General features: G+C 49.5%; 17 protein-coding genes. 11 read left to right on the top strand and 6 right to left on the bottom strand.

The genetic code is table 11. The annotated features are described in order from the left end of the window. Positions 1–40: 40 nt before the first annotated feature. Entirely contained in the window at positions 41–1,327 is a 1,287-nt protein-coding gene (locus tag IEX02_RS02945; RefSeq protein ID WP_188690032.1) for an alanine racemase, read from the top strand. Here IEX02_RS02945 and IEX02_RS02940 read toward each other — a convergent pair. From IEX02_RS02940 to IEX02_RS02925, 4 genes are all read right to left on the bottom strand, one after another. Next, a complete protein-coding gene (locus tag IEX02_RS02940; RefSeq protein ID WP_188690029.1) occupies positions 1,324–1,740 on the bottom strand; it encodes a VOC family protein in 417 nt (138 codons plus the stop codon). The genes IEX02_RS02945 and IEX02_RS02940 overlap by 4 nt on opposite strands. Further along, a complete protein-coding gene (locus IEX02_RS02935) occupies positions 1,740–3,110 on the bottom strand; it encodes an aldehyde dehydrogenase family protein (RefSeq protein WP_229702013.1) in 1,371 nt (456 codons plus the stop codon). The genes IEX02_RS02940 and IEX02_RS02935 overlap by 1 nt, the downstream gene beginning before the upstream one ends. Positions 3,111–3,216: 106 nt before the next feature. Then, positions 3,217–4,485 (bottom strand): DUF2254 domain-containing protein, encoded by a 1,269-nt coding sequence (locus IEX02_RS02930; RefSeq protein WP_188690024.1) that lies wholly within the window; start codon positions 4,483–4,485, stop codon positions 3,217–3,219. 94 nt (positions 4,486–4,579) lie between these two features. Continuing rightward, on the bottom strand, positions 4,580–6,499 hold the full coding sequence (locus IEX02_RS02925; protein WP_188690021.1) for a S9 family peptidase: 1,920 nt from the start codon (positions 6,497–6,499) through the stop codon (positions 4,580–4,582). 184 nt (positions 6,500–6,683) lie between these two features. Between IEX02_RS02925 and IEX02_RS02920 the strand changes: the two genes are divergently transcribed. From IEX02_RS02920 to IEX02_RS02880, 9 genes are all read left to right on the top strand, one after another. Then, positions 6,684–7,124, top strand: coding sequence for a hypothetical protein (locus IEX02_RS02920; protein WP_188690019.1), 441 nt, complete (start codon positions 6,684–6,686; stop codon positions 7,122–7,124). Beyond that, positions 7,117–7,332 (top strand): helix-turn-helix transcriptional regulator, encoded by a 216-nt coding sequence (locus IEX02_RS02915; protein WP_188690016.1) that lies wholly within the window; start codon positions 7,117–7,119, stop codon positions 7,330–7,332. The genes IEX02_RS02920 and IEX02_RS02915 overlap by 8 nt, the downstream gene beginning before the upstream one ends. Positions 7,333–7,516: 184 nt before the next feature. After that, a complete protein-coding gene (locus IEX02_RS02910; RefSeq protein WP_188690013.1) occupies positions 7,517–7,936 on the top strand; it encodes a hypothetical protein in 420 nt (139 codons plus the stop codon). A 110-nt stretch (positions 7,937–8,046) separates the two neighbouring features. Further along, the gene (locus tag IEX02_RS02905) at positions 8,047–8,451 is read left to right on the top strand and encodes a helix-turn-helix domain-containing protein (RefSeq protein ID WP_188690010.1); all 405 of its coding nucleotides are present in this window, start codon (positions 8,047–8,049) and stop codon (positions 8,449–8,451) included. Between the two features lie 62 nt (positions 8,452–8,513). After that, positions 8,514–8,903 carry a VOC family protein gene (locus IEX02_RS02900; RefSeq protein ID WP_188691768.1) on the top strand — a complete coding sequence of 130 codons (390 nt, stop codon included), beginning with the start codon at positions 8,514–8,516 and terminating at the stop codon, positions 8,901–8,903. Between the two features lie 538 nt (positions 8,904–9,441). Further along, positions 9,442–10,095, top strand: coding sequence for an RNA polymerase sigma factor (locus IEX02_RS02895; protein WP_229702011.1), 654 nt, complete (start codon positions 9,442–9,444; stop codon positions 10,093–10,095). Beyond that, entirely contained in the window at positions 10,079–10,462 is a 384-nt protein-coding gene (locus IEX02_RS02890) for a VOC family protein (protein WP_188690007.1), read from the top strand. Before IEX02_RS02895 ends, IEX02_RS02890 begins: the two co-directional genes overlap by 17 nt. Before the next feature lie 33 nt (positions 10,463–10,495). After that, complete coding sequence (locus tag IEX02_RS02885; protein ID WP_188690004.1) at positions 10,496–10,684, top strand: hypothetical protein; 189 nt, start codon at positions 10,496–10,498, stop codon at positions 10,682–10,684. Positions 10,685–11,176: 492 nt separating this feature from the next. Further along, a complete protein-coding gene (locus IEX02_RS02880) occupies positions 11,177–12,823 on the top strand; it encodes an AAA family ATPase (RefSeq protein WP_188690002.1) in 1,647 nt (548 codons plus the stop codon). Between the two features lie 922 nt (positions 12,824–13,745). On the opposite strand, the gene IEX02_RS02875 is transcribed toward IEX02_RS02880, so the two are convergent. Both IEX02_RS02875 and IEX02_RS02870 read right to left on the bottom strand, forming a co-directional pair. Beyond that, complete coding sequence (locus IEX02_RS02875) at positions 13,746–17,018, bottom strand: S41 family peptidase (RefSeq protein ID WP_188689999.1); 3,273 nt, start codon at positions 17,016–17,018, stop codon at positions 13,746–13,748. A gap of 155 nt (positions 17,019–17,173) precedes the next feature. Beyond that, the gene (locus IEX02_RS02870) at positions 17,174–17,944 is read right to left on the bottom strand and encodes a DeoR/GlpR family DNA-binding transcription regulator (protein ID WP_188689996.1); all 771 of its coding nucleotides are present in this window, start codon (positions 17,942–17,944) and stop codon (positions 17,174–17,176) included. A gap of 160 nt (positions 17,945–18,104) precedes the next feature. Between IEX02_RS02870 and IEX02_RS02865 the strand changes: the two genes are divergently transcribed. After that, on the top strand, positions 18,105–20,453 hold the full coding sequence (locus IEX02_RS02865) for a TonB-dependent receptor (protein WP_229702010.1): 2,349 nt from the start codon (positions 18,105–18,107) through the stop codon (positions 20,451–20,453). Positions 20,454–20,470 lie beyond the last annotated feature (17 nt).

Genomic DNA, 20,470 nt, shown 5'->3' with positions numbered 1-20,470 from the left:
TCAATGGCTGATAACTGAATAAATAATGGAGTAGGTTGAGATGACAAGCAGACGCACCTTTTTAAAAGCCGGCGCTGGTGTGGCGGTGCTGGGCGGTGCCTGGCTGGCCAAGCCGCAGGATAATGCCGGTGCCATCGAGCCTTATTTTCAGGGCTTATCTTCTGCTTTAGATAGCGCTGATATTACCCATCCGTCGCTACTGATCGATCTGGATAAACTGGACCATAATCTGTCGCGGTTAAATGCGTTTTTCAGCCGCCAGCCAGAGAAAACCTATCGCATGGTGGTGAAGTCGCTGCCAAGCCCCGACTTGCTTGACTATATAGCCAAGCGTACCCAAAGCCATGCTTATATGGTGTTCCATTTGCCCTTTTTACAGGCGCTGGCCAAAACCAAACCCGATGCCGATATTCTGTTTGGTAAACCTATGCCGGTGGCATCTGCCGCGGCCTTTTATCAACGCTGGCAGCCACAGACACAGGGCTTTGTTCCCGCAGAGCAATTGCAGTGGCTGATTGACAGCCTGCCAAGGCTGGAGCAATACCTGCAACTGGCCAAACAACAAGACTTGCTACTGAGAGTTAACTTTGAGATTGATGTGGGCCTGCATCGTGGCGGCTTTAATGAGCCAGCCAGCTTCGCCAAAGCATTGGATTTGGTGGCCGCTCATCCCGAACATCTGCAGTTTTCCGGTCTAATGGGTTACGACGCCCATGTCAGTAAACTACCCGGCTTTTTAGGTGAACGGGAGTTTTCGCAAGTACAGGCCCGTTATGGTGGTTATGTGGAACAGATTCGCAGTGCATACCCAGATTGGTTTGAGCGGCCGCTGTGTTTTAACGGCGCCGGTAGCCCCACTTTTTTGCGTTACGGCGATGTCACACAAGTAAATGATTTGTCGGTCGGTTCCTGTCTGTTAAAGCCGCTGGATTTTGACCTGCCAATACTGGCAGAGTTTGAACCGGCCGCGGCCATTGCCACCCGGGTATTAAAAAAACAGCTAAATCAAGGAGTACCGACCCAGGAATGGCTGGGCAGCGTGGCAAGTTGGTGGGATCCCAATCAGCAGATGAGCTTTTTTATCTACGGCGGTAAATGGCTGGTGGCTCCCTGGTCACCGCCTGGGCTGAGTTTTAATGGCCTGTATGACAGCTCCAATCAGCAAGGGTTAAGCGGCTCGGCAAAACTGCCGCTGGCGGTGGATGACTGGGTATTTTTACGGCCCCTACAAAGCGAGGCGGTGTTGCTGCAATTTGGTCATCTGCTGGTTATGCGCAATGGTCGGTTAGTGGCCCGCTGGCCGGTACTGGGGGCCGATGGCCCCTAAACCGCGAAGAGTTGATTAAGATCTTTAAAGGCTTTGAATTCCAGGGCATTACCGCAGGGATCGAGTAAGAAAAGGGTGGCCTGCTCACCGGCCTGACCTTTAAAGCGAATATAGGGTTTGATCACAAAGTCACAGCCGGCGTGGGTGAGTTTGTCGGCTAGTTGCTGCCAGTCAGACCAGGCCAGCACCACGCCAAAATGCGGCACAGGTACCGCATGAGCATCCACTTCGTTATGGGCCGGGGCGCTGGGTATCTGTTCCACTAAGTGCGTGACTAGTTGGTGGCCGAAGAAATTCCAGTCTATCCACTGCTCACTGAAACGCCCGGTTTCACAGCCCAGTAATTCGCCATAGAAGCGTCTGGCCTTGGCCAGTGAGGTGACAGGTATGGCTAAATGAAAAGGCTGAAGCATTATTTCACCCACTTGAGCATTTTCATTTTTTTGGCACTAAAGGGCGGGTAACGCCAGTCAATGTCAAAACGGGTGCTGCGTTTCATCACGGCTTTTATATGGCTAAAGGTATCAAAGCCCCACTGGCCGTGATAACGGCCCATGCCGCTGTTGCCCACGCCACCAAAAGGCAGCGCCGGGTTAGCCATAAACATCATGCCGTCATTGATACAGACGCTACCGGCACTGGTGCCTGCCAGTATCTGCTGTTCTAAGCTTTGAGAGCGGGTATACAAGTACAGGGCTAGTGGCTTGGCCCGTTGGTTGATAAAATCCGTGGCCTGCTCAATACGCTCCAATTCGACAATAGGCAAGATGGGGCCGAATATTTCCTGCTGCATCAGTGGGCTGTCCAGGGCCGGGTTTTGTACCAGGGTTGGCGCCATATAACGGGTATTTTCATCTACCTGGCCACCGCAAATCACCTTTTGCCCCTCTAGGTACGACTGCAAACGGGCCAGGTGGCGGGCATTGATAATTCTGCCATAGTCGGGGCTTTGGGCCGGGTTTTGCCCGTAAAAGGCGTCTAACTTGCTGACAATAGCGGCGGTAAGTTTATCGACGAAGGCGTTTTCCACCAGAATGTAATCCGGGGCCACGCAGGTTTGCCCGGCGTTCATCCACTTGCTCCACACAATGCGCGCGGCGGTGACATCCAGATCGCAGTCGCTGGCGACAATGCAGGGGCTTTTGCCACCTAGTTCTAGGGTGACCGGCGTTAGGTGCTCGGCGGCGGCTTTCATAACTATTTTGCCTACCGTCTCTCCGCCGGTGTAGAGAATATGATCGAACTTCTGTTTAAGTACCTCGGTGGTTTGTTCCACGCCCCCTTCCACCACCGCATAGGCGTTACTGTCGAGATAACGGGGTAGCAAGCGGGCAATCAGGGCGCTGGTGTGTTCGGCCAGTTCAGATGGCTTGACCACCGCGCAGTTACCGGCGGCAATGGCGGCGACTAATGGGGCTAAGAGTAACTGAAAGGGATAATTCCAGGCGCCAATAATCAGCACCGTACCCAGTGGCTCGGGTTGCAACCAACTGCTGCCGGGTTGGGCCAGCATGGGAGTGGAAAGCTTGCGGGGCTTGCACCACTTGGCCAGATGCTTAAGGCTGTGTTTGATATCGTCTTCCAGAAAGCCGATTTCCGCCAGCCAGCTCTCTTGTTCAGCCTTACCCAGATCTTGTTTGAGCGCGTCAACAATGTCCTGCTGATGGGTCTGGGTCATGGTTAGCAATTGATTTAACTGCTGACGTCGCCAGCTCAGCTCTTTAGTGACACCGGTGTTGAAATAGCTGCGTAAGCTTTCAACCTGTTGTGCAATTGGCCCCATCCTGTGCATCCCGAATAATTCAAACAGGTGTTCACATTATGCTATTCCTGTGGGGGGAACAAGCCGCTTGTTGGTATTCGCTTAAGATTATTGGGCTTTCGTCCAATTATCTGCGCAGCTTCTGTGAGTCGGTGTAGCTGGCCAGTCTGGCTTGCTGTTTATCCGCTTCCAGCGACAGGCTTTGCTCGGCACGGGCCAGGGCCTTACTAGCGTGCGCTCTGGCGGCTTCACGCATACCAGGTACCGGGCAGTTGGCCAGGGCGGTGAGGGTTTTCTGCAGTTTTAACACCACTTCGATACTGCTGGCACCGTCACGCCCTATGGCGTTAAAGGCATCGTCAAATAGCTCCATCATATCCAACTCGGGCACTTGTACCCGGTCAAACCGGCAGGCCTCCTGCTCCTCTACCGCCATAGGTTCGCTCCACTGGCTAAATAGCCGGGCAAAACTGGACAGCACGTCAATGGCGGTACCGGCATCGTTAACCGCAGAAGACAGCGCTTTGCAGGCGACTTGTGACAGTACCACCAGGCCAAAACGAGGATCTTCAATAAAGGTGCGGTTTTTGCCGAGAATAAAGGCGTTTTGCACTGTGTTGATATCCTGCTCATCCAGGGGTTGTTGCCCACTGAGCTTAACTACCGGTTGGCCGGGGAAAACAAAACTACCAGGTAACACCAGAAGCCTGATGACTAGCTCTTGTTGTTCGGCCAGCTTTTGCAACTTGGTCAGCTCGATACGCTGCACATAGCCAGGTTTGAGAATGTGCACATCTATGTCCGGCCCAGGCAAGGGGGCAAGGGCAATGCCGCCCATCAGCGGGGCCTGTTTACGATGGGTCAGCGCCTTGGCGGTGGCCGTTTCAATTTTATCTATGGTGGAGCTAATTCGGCCAAGGCGGGCGATACGGTCAACCCAGCGTACAAAGGTGATAATCACCGCTGCCAGTACCAATAAGGTCATACAAAACAGCACAAAATGACCGCCCTGGGCATAAAAGTCGTTTTTCACCGCGACTATGGCCACCACACTGAAAATAAAGGCGGCAATAAAAGTAGCCAGGGCGTTTTGCGAAACGTCATCGGCAATTACCAGTGCAAAGGAGCGCGGTGTGGCACTGGTGCCAGCACTGGCGTAAGCGGCCACCATTGAGCCGACGCAGAAAGTGGCAATCACCAGCATGCTGGATGACATAATGCTTAGCAGGGTTTCCAGGCTGTCGCGACTGATGTCAGGCAGGTAAGACGATAAGCCACTGCTACCCAACCACTGAGCCATAAAAGCGGCAACAATAGATACCAGGCACATCAATAACGGCCGTACCCATAAGCGTTCGGATAACTTATTAGCCCAGAATGTCATTCGACTAACCATGCTCGCTCCTTTCTGGTCTGGCTGTTCCGCTGTTTAACGAGCATAACACAAACAAAAAAGGCCCGACGATGCGGGCCTTAATCGCAATTGCTACCTATAGATAGGTTTGCAGAAATTTCAGGTAGGCCTCCTGGGCGGTAATACGGTTAGCCTTGCTGCGAAAGCCATGGCCTTCATCAGCAAACAGTACATATTCCACCGGCACATTGTTAGCGCGAATGGCTTCCACCATTTCATCACTCTCAACCTGCAAAACCCTGGGATCGTTAGCCCCTTGCACTACCAGCACCGGCTTTTTGATTTTGTCGGCATGGAACAGCGGTGAGATGCGGGTCAGACGCGCCTTGTCGGTGGCCGGGTCGCCCAGCTCGTCATACAGTGCCTGACGGAAGCTTTCCCACCAGGGCGGAATGCTCTCCAGGGTGCGAACCCAGTTGGTGACACCGAAAATATTGATACCCAGCTTAAACTCGTCGGTAAAGGCCATGGCGGCCATGGTCAGGTAACCGCCGTAGCTGCCGCCCATCACGGCAATACGCTCACCGTCTACCCAATCCAGGCTTTGCAGGTATTTCTTGCTGTAAACAATGTCCTGCAGATCGTCTTCACCGTGGCGCTTATCATCCAAATGGAAGAAGGTTTTGCCATAGCCCGATGAACCACGGTTATTCACCCCCAACACTGCATAACCATGATTAACCAGATGCTGAATAATAGCGCTGTAGCCCTTGCGGGTCTGTCCGCCGGGGCCACCGTGGATAAAGATAATAGCCGGTACTTTATGACTGGCACTGGCTTGTTTAGGTTGGTACTGGATAGCTGGAATAGTGATGCCGTCAAAACTGGGGAAGCGCACCACCTCACTGCTAATCAGATACTGGGCGTCAATGTGTGGGTTTAGTGACTGGCTAAGCTGCTTGGCATTAGCGCTGCCCAACTGCCAGCTAAACAGGTTAGAGGGGGAGGTATCGGAGTTAATGTAAAACACCATGCGCTGCTCGTCGCGACTGAAATTGACCCCACGTAAATCACCGGCCGGCAGGGTGGGTAGCAGCAGCTCTTTGCCGCTGTAAGTGTCCAGAATAGTCAGGCGGGTTTGAGCATCGGCGTTAACGCCAATTACCTGATAACGGCCGTTATCCGAGTAGTACACAAAGGACACATCCCAGTTGTCGGCATGGTGCAGTTGGCGCTGACCAGATAACAGATCGTAGGACCAGGCCTGGGTAAACTCCCCTTGTGCATTGCTGCCATAAATCAGCTCGTCACTGTCAGGGGTGAAGCTGAACACATTGTGGGCGACTTTGCCTTCGTGGGGCGTGATATGCATAGCCGGGGCCGCAGACTGATGCAGATTGGCCACGTAGATATCGTCATCGGCATTGCTGTGCACTTTCATCAGGGCCAGCCAGTTACCGTTTTTACTGACATCCCCCAGTTCCCAGCCTTGGGTATTTTCAAACACCAAAGTGCGGCTGTAGTCTTCGCTGTCGTAACGGTACAGGTCAAAGGCTTTGGCATCCCGCTCATTGGTAGCCACATAGAAATGAATATCGTCCTGATGCCAGCCCATAAACTGCGCTTTGAGTTTCTCCCCAGGAGTGATATCGCGGCTGCTACCGTCTTCTTCCAGCACATATAAATGGTGCAGCTCGTTACCGCCCTCATCTGAGGTGTAAAGCACTCGGTTATCCGCCGGGAACCAGCTGACCCCGCTGATAGCATTGGTGGTGGAGTGGGTTAACTGGGTCGGTGTACTGCCATCCAGGGGGTAACTATAAGCATTGAATACCCCGCTGGCGTCGCTGCTGACCAGCACCTGGCTGTTGTTGTGGTTAATGGATGAGCCATACAGGGTCACGGTGTCATAAAAGCTTTGGGCACTGTATTGGGGAATTTGCACGGACTGGCTTGTTGCCGCGCTTTGCTGGGTATCCGGCGCCTTGGCACTCTGGCAGCCTGCCAGCAGGGCTGCGCTCAGGCAAAGGGCCGACCAATAGTGGCTGGGTTTCATAAGGATCCTCGTGTTTTTATTTGCTCCGTTAGGTTTTGTATAAATAGTGAGCGGCTTAGTCAAGTTATTGCGCGACCGAAAATAAAACTTGCCTTTATGTAACCTTTGGGTATCATTTGGTTATCTTGGGTTTCAAAAGATACCTAGAGGTATCATTTGAATGTTATTGAAAAGGAAGCAGAAGATGACAAGTAAAGCCATTTCCCTCTATGAACGTGAGCAGCAGTATCTTAAGCGTAATGCCGTCTGCAGCCTGATTATGGCTGCAGTGCTGGTCGTTATCTGTCTGGATAAGTGGTTTAACGTAGCGTTCGCCAACTGGTTATATGCGGCCACCATACTGGCAGCTCTTGTTTGTATGCTAGTCACCATACGTGATTGCTTTGGTAGTGTTAAAGCCGCCTTCTGGTATGGCGAATTTCAGGATGAATTTGCCAACCACCTTCATCAGCGCGGCTGTAAGTCGGCCTTTTTGACGATTTCGGTAGCCTTGGGGGCAACCTTTGGCGCTACCTCAGGCGACAAACTGGTATCCGGGCAAGGTATCAGCGCGGCATTGGGGGCAGTCTTGCTGATCGCCTATGCACTGCCTGTGCTCAAAGGCTTGAGGGCTGAGAATGAATGAACAACTGGATAACCATATTCATAAACTGCGTACTCAGCGAAAGGTTTCTCAGCAGGAACTGGCGGATGCCATAGGTGTATCACGTAAAACCATCAGTACGGTGGAAACCGGACGTTTCACCCCTTCCGTGGTGATAGCCCTGAAAATGGCGCGCTTTTTTGAGGTGCCGGTAGAGAGTATCTTCTCTTTGCTGGATGACCAGCCCTGAAATAGATTAAGGTTAATCTAAAGTGCAAACGCCTGATATGGTTATCGGGCGTTTGTTTATTTGAGTGATTTTAGACAAGTATGTTTGCTCAGATAGGCCTTGTTGATAAAGAAGTCAATTCTGACTTCATATGAATGTCTGGTAGCGTGCTGTTGGGAGTATCTGTAAATCGATAGGGAAATTTATGGGCAGTAGAAGGCTGTTTTATTTATCACTGACGCTTTATGTTTTATCCCTTGTGCTTCCCGTTAAAGGAGAATGGCTGGCTGGTCTGGGATTTATGATAGTGTCTGGACTTTGGTCACTGCTGACCATCAGCCACATTGCTCCAACTTTTACTATTGAGCAGTTTTCTTTTGGCGCACTAGTGCTGTTATTACCGTTTTTTAATGTCAGCTATTTCTGGTCCGTGTTTCGGTTCAATAAATACAACGCCCTGATAACTCCCTCCAGTGCAGTCTTACTGATCTGCACACTGATAGCACTTGTATATGCAGTGTTGATAATGCTCAGCAGTGTATGGGAGCTATATATTTATCTTATCTGGTGCGCTGCACTTGTGTCCTTAGTGGTCGCCATTTTCCAAAAGTGGCGAGAGGTTTAGCTTGGCAGCCAGGCTGGTCTTTCGCGACCATCCTTCCTTAAGGAAAAGAGGGCATCTCATTGGTTATATGTCAAAATTAGTATTTCCTTCCTTACAGGCAAGGTTGCTTTATGCCGAAAGAAAATAAAACATATTTTGAACGCAAGCTGGAACGTATTTATGCAGAGGATTCCTTACCAGCAAGGCAATATGTGCAAATAAGGCAATCAAAAGCATTTATGGAGAAATATTACTCTGACAGGGTAGAACTCAATGAGCTAGCCAGAGAGGCATTTATGTCTCGGTTTCACTATGTCCGAATATTTCAGCGTATGTATGGCTTAACACCCAGAATATACTTAAGAGATTTACGTATCTCAAAGGCTAAGGGCCTGATAAGGCAAGGGCTATCTATCACGCAGGTTTGCTTAGACGTTGGCTACGAAAGTGTATCAACCTTTTCATCACTCTTTAAAAAGTGCACTGGTTATACGCCAAAAGAGTATCAGAATCTTCACAATAGCAATCTAGAATAAGTATCCCGCGCTAATTCTGATTAGTCTTAAAGCGTTCTCAGAGTAACAGAGGGTTGAAAGATATGATCAAAATATACGTAACCAGTGTTCCCGTTGAAGACCAAGGCAAAGCGCTAGATTTTTACACCAAGATTTTGGGCTTTATCAAGAAAAAAGATATCCCCTTGGGAGAGCACAAATGGTTGACCGTTGTATCGCCAGGCGAACAATCTGGTGTCGAGCTTTTGCTGGAGCCTATGGCTTTCGAACCGGCAAAACTTTATCAGCGAAGCTTAAAGGAGGCGGGGATTCCATGGACTTCCTTCGCTGTTGATGACATCGGAAAAGAGTACCAAAGGCTCTGTAATCTGGGCGTGCAGTTTTCCATTGCACCAAGACAAGCTGGACCTGTCATGATTGCTGTACTTGATGATACATGCGGAAACTATATTCAACTTATGCAAGAGCTATGAGGGGGAAGTTTAGACTGTTAGCGCATGACAAAACTGCGAACCCCGCATTCTGTAGCTGAAATTGTGTAAGCCTGCTCCCGGCTATTAGCTTCGCCCTCAAGGAAAGGGAAAGACAGAGTCGGTTGTATTTAGGTAAGTGTGTACACGCAGTGGCATTGGATAAATTTTTTCTGACTCTAATGATCTTCTTGGTGAGGCTAGTATTTTAAGGCTCCTTAAACACGAAGAACGCGAAGTTCACGAAGGGGCTTGCTGACTCAACCTGGCAGTTGAAAGCGCAAGATGTCTGGTTCACTGAAATCGAGCAAGCCAGTTCCGGTTTGCGATCATCACCTTTACATTCAGGAAGGCTGAAGCAGTTTCTCTTAGGTCAAGAATAAGAGTGATGGCGCAGGGGCATTTCTCTAAGATGCTATTGATCGTTTTTGCGCCGTCTGGCTAAATCAATGCCATAGAGGCAGTTAAATCAAACAAGGACAGTTTATCTCTGCGTTTGCCAAATAGCGCGGCAGAACCCTGGGATAGGGGGAGTTCATTTGTGATAAGAAAAGATAAACACTATATCGAGCTTCTGCGGTATGCCCATAAGCTGGCATGGCATACCGATGAAGCCGAGGATCTGCTTCAGACCGCACTGCTTGCCGCCATCGAAACAGGTCGAACGGATATGGCCTGTGTTGATAACCGCCGCTGGTTAGTTGGCGCTATTCGAAATCAGTCTGCCTTTCATGCCCGCACGGCCATAAGACGGCGAAAGCGGGAAGCCTCATTTGCCTATTTAACTGATGACCAAACACAAAGCGAAGCATCAACCACCTCTTTTGTCAGCACATTACCGCCAAGCCTTAAAACGACCGCGCTGTTGGCCTTAACCGGGCATACTAAAGCTGAGATAACCTGGCTTATGCGTGTGTCAGATGCGGCCCTTCGCCAACGCATAGTGCAAATTAAACGGCGCTGGCGTCAGTTCGACGGCAGTCATGTACTTGAACTTAAAGGTTTAAAAGAGGGGCTGGCGTTTGGCCGCATACGTCAGGCATTACTCAAGTTGCCTTGTAGGGAGCATGCCATGCTTGGCAGTCACGACCCGGACGGACATCTTTTTATGCTCAGCTCACAAAACGGCCCTTGGCGGCAACCTAGGATGATATCAACCCAAAAAAAGGAAAAAGACAATGTTTGGTCAAAGTAAGCTTGGCGCTATCTGTTATTACGTAAACGACATTGATAAGACCGAAGCCTTCTACCGCGATGCGCTGGGGCTGGCGATTCAAAGAATGGAAGGTGAAGACGGTGACTGGTTAATAGCGCAAACGGCCAATGAGGTGGAACTACTGTTCTTTAAACAGGAATCACGACCAGGAAACACACCCATTATTGTGTTTGACCTGCCCGATGGCGGTATCGACGATGTGGTTGCCGCGCTATCAGAAAAAGGCGTCACTATAGTCACGCCGGTGAGCCATGCCCCCGGTGGCTGGTCAGCAGAAATTGCCGACCCTGACCATCATCAGATATCTATGTATCAATCCGAAGCGGTGCCACGCACGCTTAAATGATTGCTGTTTGGCGTAAACGCCAAAGCGTATTAGATGGATAACGAAGAAGGTAAGCCGAGCAGCACAATAGTGCCCTCGGCTTTGGCGTTTATTAACGTCCTTGTTCTTTATGACACGCAGTCCTTTGCGCGCCAGTTACTTTTCTTTGCTCGTACAAATCAAAGTAACCAAAAGAAATACGCCCGCAGGATTCCCAACAACATCAGTCCAGAACACTACTAAAAGGCGGTCGTGAAAACGACGTTCCAGACGCGTCTTTCACTCAATTTGCTCCCAGCAAATTGCCCACCTTTTAGCAGCGCCCTGAACCGACCGGGAATTTTAAGCGGGGGTCAAAGCGGCTAGGGCCGCTTAAGGGGGGGACAACTGTTTGATGTTTTTCGCGGTTAATGTCTACTTCTGCCAATAACGGTCTTGTCACCACCCAATTCTCTCAAACTACTTCAACAAGCACGACCCCTTGCTCCAGCCATAAAACACCCCACAAATAACTGTTCATTTACACAGATTGAAGCAAGGACCCGTATAACAGCAATGGTACGGAACAAGTCCGCTTTTTCCCGGCACCAATTTGGTGCAACCTCCAAACTCATGCTAGGCAAGGGCCACAGAGCATGCTACAAAATGAGCATGCAAAAGTACGGAACTTATCCGTGTTTAAACACGGAATAGTTCCGTCTATTAAACTGTTAGGAACCATATGGAAAACATACAATGAAGTACATTTCACAAAAATACGATGGATTTGAGTTTGAGTTTTCAGCTGTAAACGTTTTCCTTGGTGCAAACGGTGTTGGAAAATCAACTTTTTTAAATGAAATTCGGCAGCATTTCGTCAATCAAGGCCAGAATAACTTGGTCTATGTTGAAGGTGGCCGAACAATAAAGATCAACGATACACTTCAGTTGAATAGGCAAAACTTCCAGCAATATGATCGCCTCGATCAAGCAAAGTCTCAACACGAAAATAAGAGAAAGTCATCATTAGCGGATAGGGTTTTTGATGCGTTAATCGTATTGGATAAACAAGGGCAGGAAGAAAAATCTAGACATTCAGATGCTGTTGAGGAATGGGTTGAGTCAGGCTCAAAAGGAGACTGTCCGACTCGTAGTCAGCCACCATTGGACAAAATGTTTGAGATGTTCAATGAAATATTCCCACTTATTGAACTTACATTTAATACAGAAGCTAGGAAATTAATAGCTACCAAAAATGGAGTCCAATATAGTCCATCTCAATTTTCAGACGGGGAAAAGCAAGTGTTTTCAATTCTTGCTGACTTTATAGGGCTAAATGAAGATCACCAAATCATTATTGTTGATGAACCAGAGTTGAATCTACACCCAGAGCTTGCGGAGAGAATTTGGACTCTCATAGAGAATGAATACCCTGAAAAAATATTTATCTACGCTTCACACAGCATTAACTTTTCACTTAGAGAGAATGTCAATACTGTATATGTTTTGAGTGATGACGCAGACAAAATAGCCCGCATTGACAGTTTTGAAGATCTTGAAAGAGTTGAGCTTTCAGCTTTCTTGGGTGGCCTTCCTGGAATACTTTCTACTAATAAGGTTGTCGTGACTGAAGGCCATGACAAATCTTACGATTCAATATTCTATCGGTGGTTAACTGAAGATAGCTCAATAGAAATTTATCCCGGCGGTGGATGCACGGACGTAATTGATATAGTTGGGAAGTCAGGGTTATGGTCAAAAATATCGACAAAGATATCACTTGTAGGCGTAATAGACTCCGATTTCCGATCGCGGGAATATCTCGAAAACCTAGAGAATCAGGGCGTTGTACCACTGCCTTTTCATGAAGCCGAATCATTCCTTTGTATACCAGAAGTAATCGTTGCTGTTGGAAATCGTATAGGTTCTCAAGAAAATGAGTTGACATCAGAGGATGTGGAAGATCATATTTTTTCCAATCTTGAAGCCTCAAAGCTTAGCGTTGCTGCTAAACGAGTATTTTTTAAGTCAAAAATAACACTCGGTGTCAGCTTAACTAAAAAGGTCCTTGCCAAATCAGACAGTACAGAACAGTTAATAGAAGAATTGAAAGGTGCAGCCGAAGATGAGATAAAAAAAGCTACAGAAGTATGTAGCGTAGAAACCCTGCAACGCCTGCTTGAGGAAGAAATAGAAAGAGTTGACTCAGCTATTCAAACCAGAGATATCACTACTGCGCTTCTGCTACTTCCTGGAAAAGAACTTTTGAATAAGTTAGCCCCGAAAGCTGGTTGTAGAAATGGCGATGATCTTATGAGGTCATTAAAGAGAAATTTCAAACCAAGCGAATTTGAAATATTGGGTCAATTGCAGAAGTCATTGCTTAACGCAGTGGGTTCCTAACAAGTTGCTGCACTCGGAAAAATTACTCGCTTCGCTCCCAATTTTCCGGTGAGCAAGGCGTTAGGTGGGTATACATCTTAGTTTAAACTTTGAAAAGGTTGATATGAAATATAGATTTTTTAAAGCTTTAATAGCCGTACATCATATTTTTACCCTGTTAGTCCTTTCTTATTTTGTTTATCCAATAATATCCCATACGACCACAGCGTATTTAAATAATGACTTGGACTATGCTGTAATCTATTTTAATGACCATATGACTAAGCCATATTTGGTAGACCCTATTGAATTAAGTCTCATGATTTCAATGTCTTCTTTTATATTTATATGTGTCATTCAGTATATAGCCATTGGCCAATGGAGACCGTATTTCCTTTTTAAGAAAGTTAGCATCTAATGATCAAGGGGTCGTAGTTGTTGAAACAGTTTGAGAGAATTGGGCGGTGACAAGACCATTATTGCATTCACCAGTTGAATTCAAGGCATAAAGCAGATGTTAGCCTACAAATATCAACCAGAAGCCACCCCTTAAGCGGCTCAAGCCGCTTCGATCCCCTGCATTCACAAGTAATTATTTCTCTACCACGAAGCTCAGAAGAACACGAAGAGTGGACAACCGGTATTGTACTTTGCGCACTTCGCGTCCTTTGTGGTGAAACATATTTAATTTCCATTAGCGGGGCGGTCTGGAACCAGATTGGACAGCTTTAACTGGTCTGAAAGGCAACAGGCGGGATGCCTGTTGTAAATGGAGCTGGTGCGTTATGGAAGTTGTGTCATACAAGACAAGGAAGTCGTGTAACTAAATCCTTGCGAACTCAAATATAAACCGCGTAAACCAACAAAAAAGCTGCAACCTAAGTTGCAGCTTTTTTCAGTAGTTATGCCGATAATTCAAACACCCTCATCGGCCAACCAACTCTTACTTACCCAATTCCTTAGGCATGGCCGGTGCCTGGTTAAAGCGCACTGGTTTGTAGCCTTCCAGATCTTTTAGCACTTCGGCAATGGCGCGCTGCAACTGCGGGTCTTCGCCGCGGTTAACGGCCACAGGATCCAGTTCCACATCAATATCCGGTGCTACCCCTTCGTTTTCTACCCGCCATTCATGTTCGGGGGTAAAGAAGCGGAAGTGCGGTACATTTAAGCGTCCGCCGTCGACAAAGTTACGGTTAGCAGAGACGCCAATCAGGCCACCCCAGGTAGTTTTTCCTATGGTTTTACCCAGCTTCATACGTTTAAAACTGTAAGGCAGGAAGTCACCACCGGAGCCCGCATCCTGGTCAATCAGCATCACTTTGGGGCCATAGACGGCGGTGGCCGGGGTGCTTAGCACCATACTGCCTGAGCGGTATTTCCATCCGGCCAGGTACTGACGTGACAGCACATCGGTAATGTAGTTAGCGGCCTGACCGCCACTGTTACTGCGCTCATCAATCACCATGGCAGGTTTGTCCGCCTGGGCGTAGAACATGCGGTTAAAGTTGGTGTAACCAGCACCGGCGGTGTTGGGTAGATACACATAACCGGCCTTGCCATTGGTTTTCTCCGACACATACTGGCGGTTTTGTTCAACCCAGTGCCAGTGGCGCAGTTTGCGGTCACCGTCGAGAGTTTCCACTACCACAGTTTTGGCGTCTTTTTCTTTACCATTGCGGCTAACCAACAGACGTACCTGGGTTTTGGCCTTGCCGGTTAACAACTGATAGATATTGTCTTTGCCAGACAGTGGCTGGCCGTCAATGGCGTGCAGGGTGTCACCTTCCTGAATATCAATGCCGGGCACTGCCAGTGGTGCATGTAATTCAGGATTCCAGCGCTCGCCGGTAAAGATACGGGCAATCTTGTACTGGCCTTTTTCAATCTTGAAATCCGCCCCCAGCATGCCGACTTTCACCGGTTTTTCTTTGTGACCGTCGCCGCCATATACCACGTTATGACCAACTTCCATTTGCGCGATCATCTCGCGGATCAGCCAGTTTAGGTCTTCACGGCGTCCTACATCCTTAAGTAGCGGCAGGAATTGCTCATAAACCTTTTGCCAGTTCAGGCCATGCATATTGGCATCGTAGAAATAGTCGCGCTCATTACGCCAGGCTTCGGCAAAAATTTGCGCCCATTCCTGTCTTGGGTCGATAAGCGCCTGTACGCCGTCGGTTTTAAGTGGCGTGGCCTTGATGCTGTCACCGATTTTGGCGGTGCTGAGCTTGTTGCCTTTGCCGGTCAGCAGCAGGACTTTACCGTCAGCGGAGGTGCTGATATCAAATATCTGCTTTTCTACGTCCTGCACTTCGCGTTTTTCCAGATTAAAACGCTTAAGATCGGCGTCACGCTCAGGGTTGCCGCTGGCTTGTACCGCGGCACCGGCCTGGCTGTGTTCGACAAAATACAGGTTGTTGTCACTGCCTACCGCCAGCTTAGTGTAGAAACGTTTATCTACCGGCAGGGCCACCACACGCTGCGCTACGCCATCGAGGTCAGCGGCTTTACTGGCTTTATCCTTGTCGTCCTTTTTATCTTTATCATCCTTGGCGTCTTTATCCTTATCGCTGTCGTTCGCTCTGGCCTCTTCATCGGCCAGTTTGGGCAGCAGTGGCGATTTACCCTGCTTATCCAAAACCACGGCATACAGGCCGAAACGCTGCGGTTTTTCCTGGGTGCTCATATCCAGGAAGAAGGCCGTTGGGCCGCTATTAGTAGAAGATGCAAAGTACAGGTAGTTACCATCTGGGCTGAAAGCGGGCAGCGCACTGTTGCTCATACCGTCTGTGATTTTGTGGTGTTTACCTGTTTCAATCTCGTACAGATAAAGGTCGGCAAGATAGTTGGTGTTGCGTTTGGTATAGGCGAGCAGGCGACCGTCTTGAGACACCGCACTGTCAAAACCCAGCATGGCGATATCTTCCATCACCTCGGTTTTCTTGCCTGAGTCCAGCGCCATTAACCACAGCTTTTGGCGGGAGTCACTGAAGATAAGATGTTTGCCGTCACCGCTGATATGACGAAGATACACATCGGCAGGCTTGTCGGTAGCGGCGAAACGGCGCTTCTCCTGGCCAAACTGGTCGGCTACCACGATTTGGTACTGACCTTTTTCATCTGTGATATACACCAGTTCTTCACCGCTGGGTGACCACAGACCGTCACGCTCGTTCTTACCGCTGCTGGTGGTCAGGTTTTTGCTGGCACCGTCTTCTACCGGTACGCTGAAAATCTCACCCCTGGCGCTGATCAGTACCCGCTTGCCGGTGGCAGAAAGCACCGCGTTGGTCATCGACGGCATAGCGTCTTTCCACTCGGCGCGCCACTGCGGCAAGTCTACATTCAGGCTGATATCCAGCTTAGTGCTGCGGCCTTTTTTGCTGTCCAGCACATAGAGCTCACCGCCCTGTGCATAAATAACCTCATCGCCGTGGGCATCGGCGCTGGTAATGTCCCACTGGGTGTTGTCGGTAACCTGATTGAGTTTGCCTTTGTTAAAGGCAAACAATTGGCGGCTCCTATTGCGATCAGACAGGAAATAGACCTTGTCACCGACCCATAGGGGGTTAGTGTCACTGAAATTGCCGTGAGGGACTTCTTCGTAGCTGTTGCGTTTAAGGTCGTAAATCCATACCGGCGGGGTGGTGCCGCCACGGTGGTTACGCCAGCCGCTGCTGTCTCGGTGCGCGGGTTTATGGGGCGTATAAGCCAAATAGCGGCCATCGGCGGATAAATCGCCATCAGCCACGGTAGCGCGCATAATCTGCTCTGGCAGACCGCCTTCGACACTCACCTGATAAAGCTGGCCGGTGCGGCCATTGGCCGTTTCACGGTAAGAGGTAAATAGCACCGCCTTGCCGTCTTTGGACCAGCCAACCACTTCATCCCTGCCTGCATGCCAGGTCAGGCGCTGCGGCTGACCGCCCTGGGTGGGAATAATATACACGTCCTGATTGTTGTCATAGGCGCCGGTATAAGCCAGCCATTTGCCATCCGGGGAAAAATGCGGCTGATTTTCTTCTGCTGCATGGCTGGTCAGACGGGTGACGCTTTGGCCTTTTTTATCGGCGCGGTAAATATCACCGGCGTACACAAAGGCAATATGCTGGCTGCTGATAGTGGGAGATTGCAGCATTTTGGTACCGGCCAGTGCCGGGGCGGCGGCCAGGGTAGAAAGTGAGCCCAATAACAGGGCCAGAGTGGTTTTTTTCATCTTTTTTCCTTCAGGTGCCTGACGCTAAAACAGCGTCAGCGAGTCGCTGTTCCTTGAAATAAAGTTAGCGAGATCAGCCAGTTATTTTGGCTTATTGGGAGAGAATTGAAACAGCTCACTGCGCTATGCGCAACCCGCATCATGTAACCGGGTATTTACAATTGCTTTGATGCAACCATGATCTCAACCCCGGCTTGGCTTAAGGCGTCGGCAAGCTCGCCTTGCGGCATCTGATCGCAGACCAGTATATCAATGTCCTGGAAATGGGCGGTGAGGATAGCCCCGGCCTTACTGAATTTAGTGGCATCGGCCAGAATGATCTTTTTTCGTGCATTGCTGAGCAAAGCGCGTTTAAAGTCGGCTTCTTGCAGATTTAAATCCAAAAAGCCCCGCTCAGCATCCACCGCGCTGATGGACATAAACAACAAATCCGGTATAAAACGCCGGGCCTGATTTACGGCTTCCTGATCCAAGGCCGCGCGGTAATCGGTATCCATCTGGCCGCCAACAAATACGCAGCGCCAGTCCTGACGCCCCAGTACCTCATTGGTAATATCCAGCGAGTTGGTGACCACTTGCAAACCACGAACATTATTTAAGGTGCGGGCCAGCCAGTAGCTGGTGGAACCGCAGTCAATAAATACCGTCATGCGGTCCTGCACTAAGTCGGCCGCCCGTGCACCAATGGCCTGTTTCTGTGCCGCATTCATGTTGATGCGCTTCTTGTAGCTGGGCTCAAGCAAGGCGTCTGGCAGTCTTACGCTGCCATGCAGCTTAACCACATTGCCGTCACGCTCAAGATGACGAATGTCCCGGCGTATGGTTTCCATGGTGACATTCAAACGACTGGACAGCTCACTGACCGAACAGGACTGTTCCAGTCGCAAAATGTTCATTACTTCGATTAAGCGTTCTGCCGTGGTCATGGGGGCTCCCGAGTCAGCGATAAGTTACCTCTTTTATAGCACGATAAAAGCCAACAAAAAACAACGCAAAACAATGCGAAGCAATAAAAGCATCATGTTTTTGTCATCTTTGGTTGTTAAAACTTTGCCCCGGACATTCACAATCACTTAAGGAATACAGATGCACATTAACCTGAAAGGCTTTGCTTTATCAGCCTTGGCGCTGGGTATCAGCCAGGCTGCCTTGGCAGAAGAAAATGCAGACAATGCTAACAATGCCAGTATTGACGAAATTGTTGTGGTAGGACAAAAGCAGACCTTTGCGACATCCCATGTATCAGAAACCATGATTGAACGTCAGGCCGCGGTAGCCTCGGTCAATGATGTACTCAATGAGTTGCCGGGCGTGCTGGTTACTCAGGGGGACTACTTTGGTGCCTCGGATTGGTTGACGGCTATTTTTATGCGCGGCTTTAATACCGGTGGCGGTGCCAACCAAATCGGTACGACGATTGACGGTTTGCCCAATGGCGGTTCCAGTTACGGCGGCGGCAGTAAGGCTAACCGCTATATTGATGTATTGGAACTGGAAACCGTAGAAGTAGGGCAGGGCACTGCCGATATCAGCTCTCGCTCTAACGAAGCTTTGGGAGGCACGCTGAACTTTATCACTCGCGATCCACTTGATGAGCAGGCCATGCGCTTGGTAACGGCCTTTGGTGACCAGGATGCGCGTAAATATTATTTCCGCTACGACACCGGTGAAATTGCTGCTAACACCCATGCCTTTATCAGTGCGTCTTCTTCTTCGGTCAAAGACTGGATAAACAACGCCGCCGAAGTAACCCGTGACTACGGCATGGCCAAGATCATCTCTGACATTGACGGCTATAAGCTAACCGGTTTTATCTCTTATAACGACGCCAATGAACATGAGTTTGAGACCATGTCGCTGGAAGACTACAACAATAATCCGCGCAACGATTCACTGCATATGACCTGGACGGATGTTCCTGCGGTGAACGAATACTATCGTGATGGCTGGCGTGCGCTGCGTGAAAACACCTTTGCCTATGCCAAAGTGGAAAAAGACTTTGGTGACTGGGATTTTCAAACCTCGGTATACAAGCACCGTATGAAAGGCCGTGGTGACTGGGTGCCACCTTATCTGGTGAATATTAAAGACGACGGTGAAGGCGAGCCCCAGTCTGAGTTTTTGGGCGGGGAAACGCAGTTTGGCGGTGCGCAGATTGACCGTTTCTATTTTGTGAATCCGGATGGCAGTGCCGCAGTCCCCAATGACAGCTGTGTGCCCACTATCGGCTTTAACAAAAATAATGATCCGGCTTGTTATGCCGACAATGTGCTGCCGGTTATGTCTTATCGCCATACCCATTACACCAACGACCGACTCGGCCTGACGGCTGATCTGGCTTACCACTTTACCACCGGCAGTATAGAACACAGCCTGCGTGGCGGCATTTGGTTTGAAGATGGTGAATCGTCCAGTACCCGCGACTGGCACAAGATCAGTAATGTACTGGTTGGTCCGGCCTTTGATAAAAAGCCTTACTGGGTGCAGTACATCAGTGAATATGAAATTGACGAAACCATGTACTACCTGGAAGAAGTGGCCCACATGGGTAACTTCACCGCCCGTTTGGGCTTGAAGAAGTTCAAGGTAGACACAGATTATCACCAACCTCTTGGCACCGATGAAGCGGTGTCGCATTCGTCCAGCTCGGATCCGCTGTTTTCCTTTGGTGTGAACTACATTACCCCGTTTGACGGCCTGGAAGTGTTTGCTGGCTATTCGGAAAACTTCTCCGCCATCAGCAAAGATCGGGTTGGTGGCTCCAGCGCTGAAGAGTTGTCTCGCATTGAACCTGAGACCGCGGAAAACATTGAAGTCGGTCTACGTTACGAAGGGCGTGATTTGCAGTTTGCCGCCACTTACTACGATATCGCCTTTGAAAACCGTATTGTGTTTATCGAAGACGGTGCCGTAACAGGCATCGACTATCTCAGCCAAGTAGACGGGGTGTATTACAACCTGGGTGGTATAGACAGTAATGGTTTGGAAATAATGGCCTCGTACAATGTGGGCAATGGCTTCAGTTTGTCCGGCTCTTATACCTACAACGATGCAACTTTTGTAGGTACAGGCTCTGCCGCGCTGGATGAAGAAGCGGGCGTGGTGGCCGGCAACCGCGTACATGGTGCGCCGAAAACCCAGTATGCACTGGCCGCCGATTATATGGGCGAGGTGCTCAGTGCCGGTATGTCGCTGCGTTATGTGGGGGACCGATACATTAACTACGACAATGCCGAAGTGGCGCCATCCTATACCGTATCGGATCTGTATGTGGGTATGGATCTGGTCAATATCGCCCCCAGCCTGAAAGGCTTGTCGGCCCGTTTGAATGTAAACAACCTGTTTGACCAGGAGTTTATCAGCGGCGTGTACAGTGGCTCGGTATTCCCGTCCGCCCCGCGCACCGTCAGCTTGTCCATTAGCGCGGATTTCTAACGCTGAGCCAATGGCAG

This window comes from Bowmanella pacifica (genome assembly GCF_014645355.1).
In the GTDB taxonomy this organism is placed as follows: domain Bacteria; phylum Pseudomonadota; class Gammaproteobacteria; order Enterobacterales; family Alteromonadaceae; genus Bowmanella; species Bowmanella pacifica.
The sequence above is the reverse complement of the archived record's forward strand: the minus strand, read 5'-3'. Positions and strand labels throughout refer to the sequence as shown.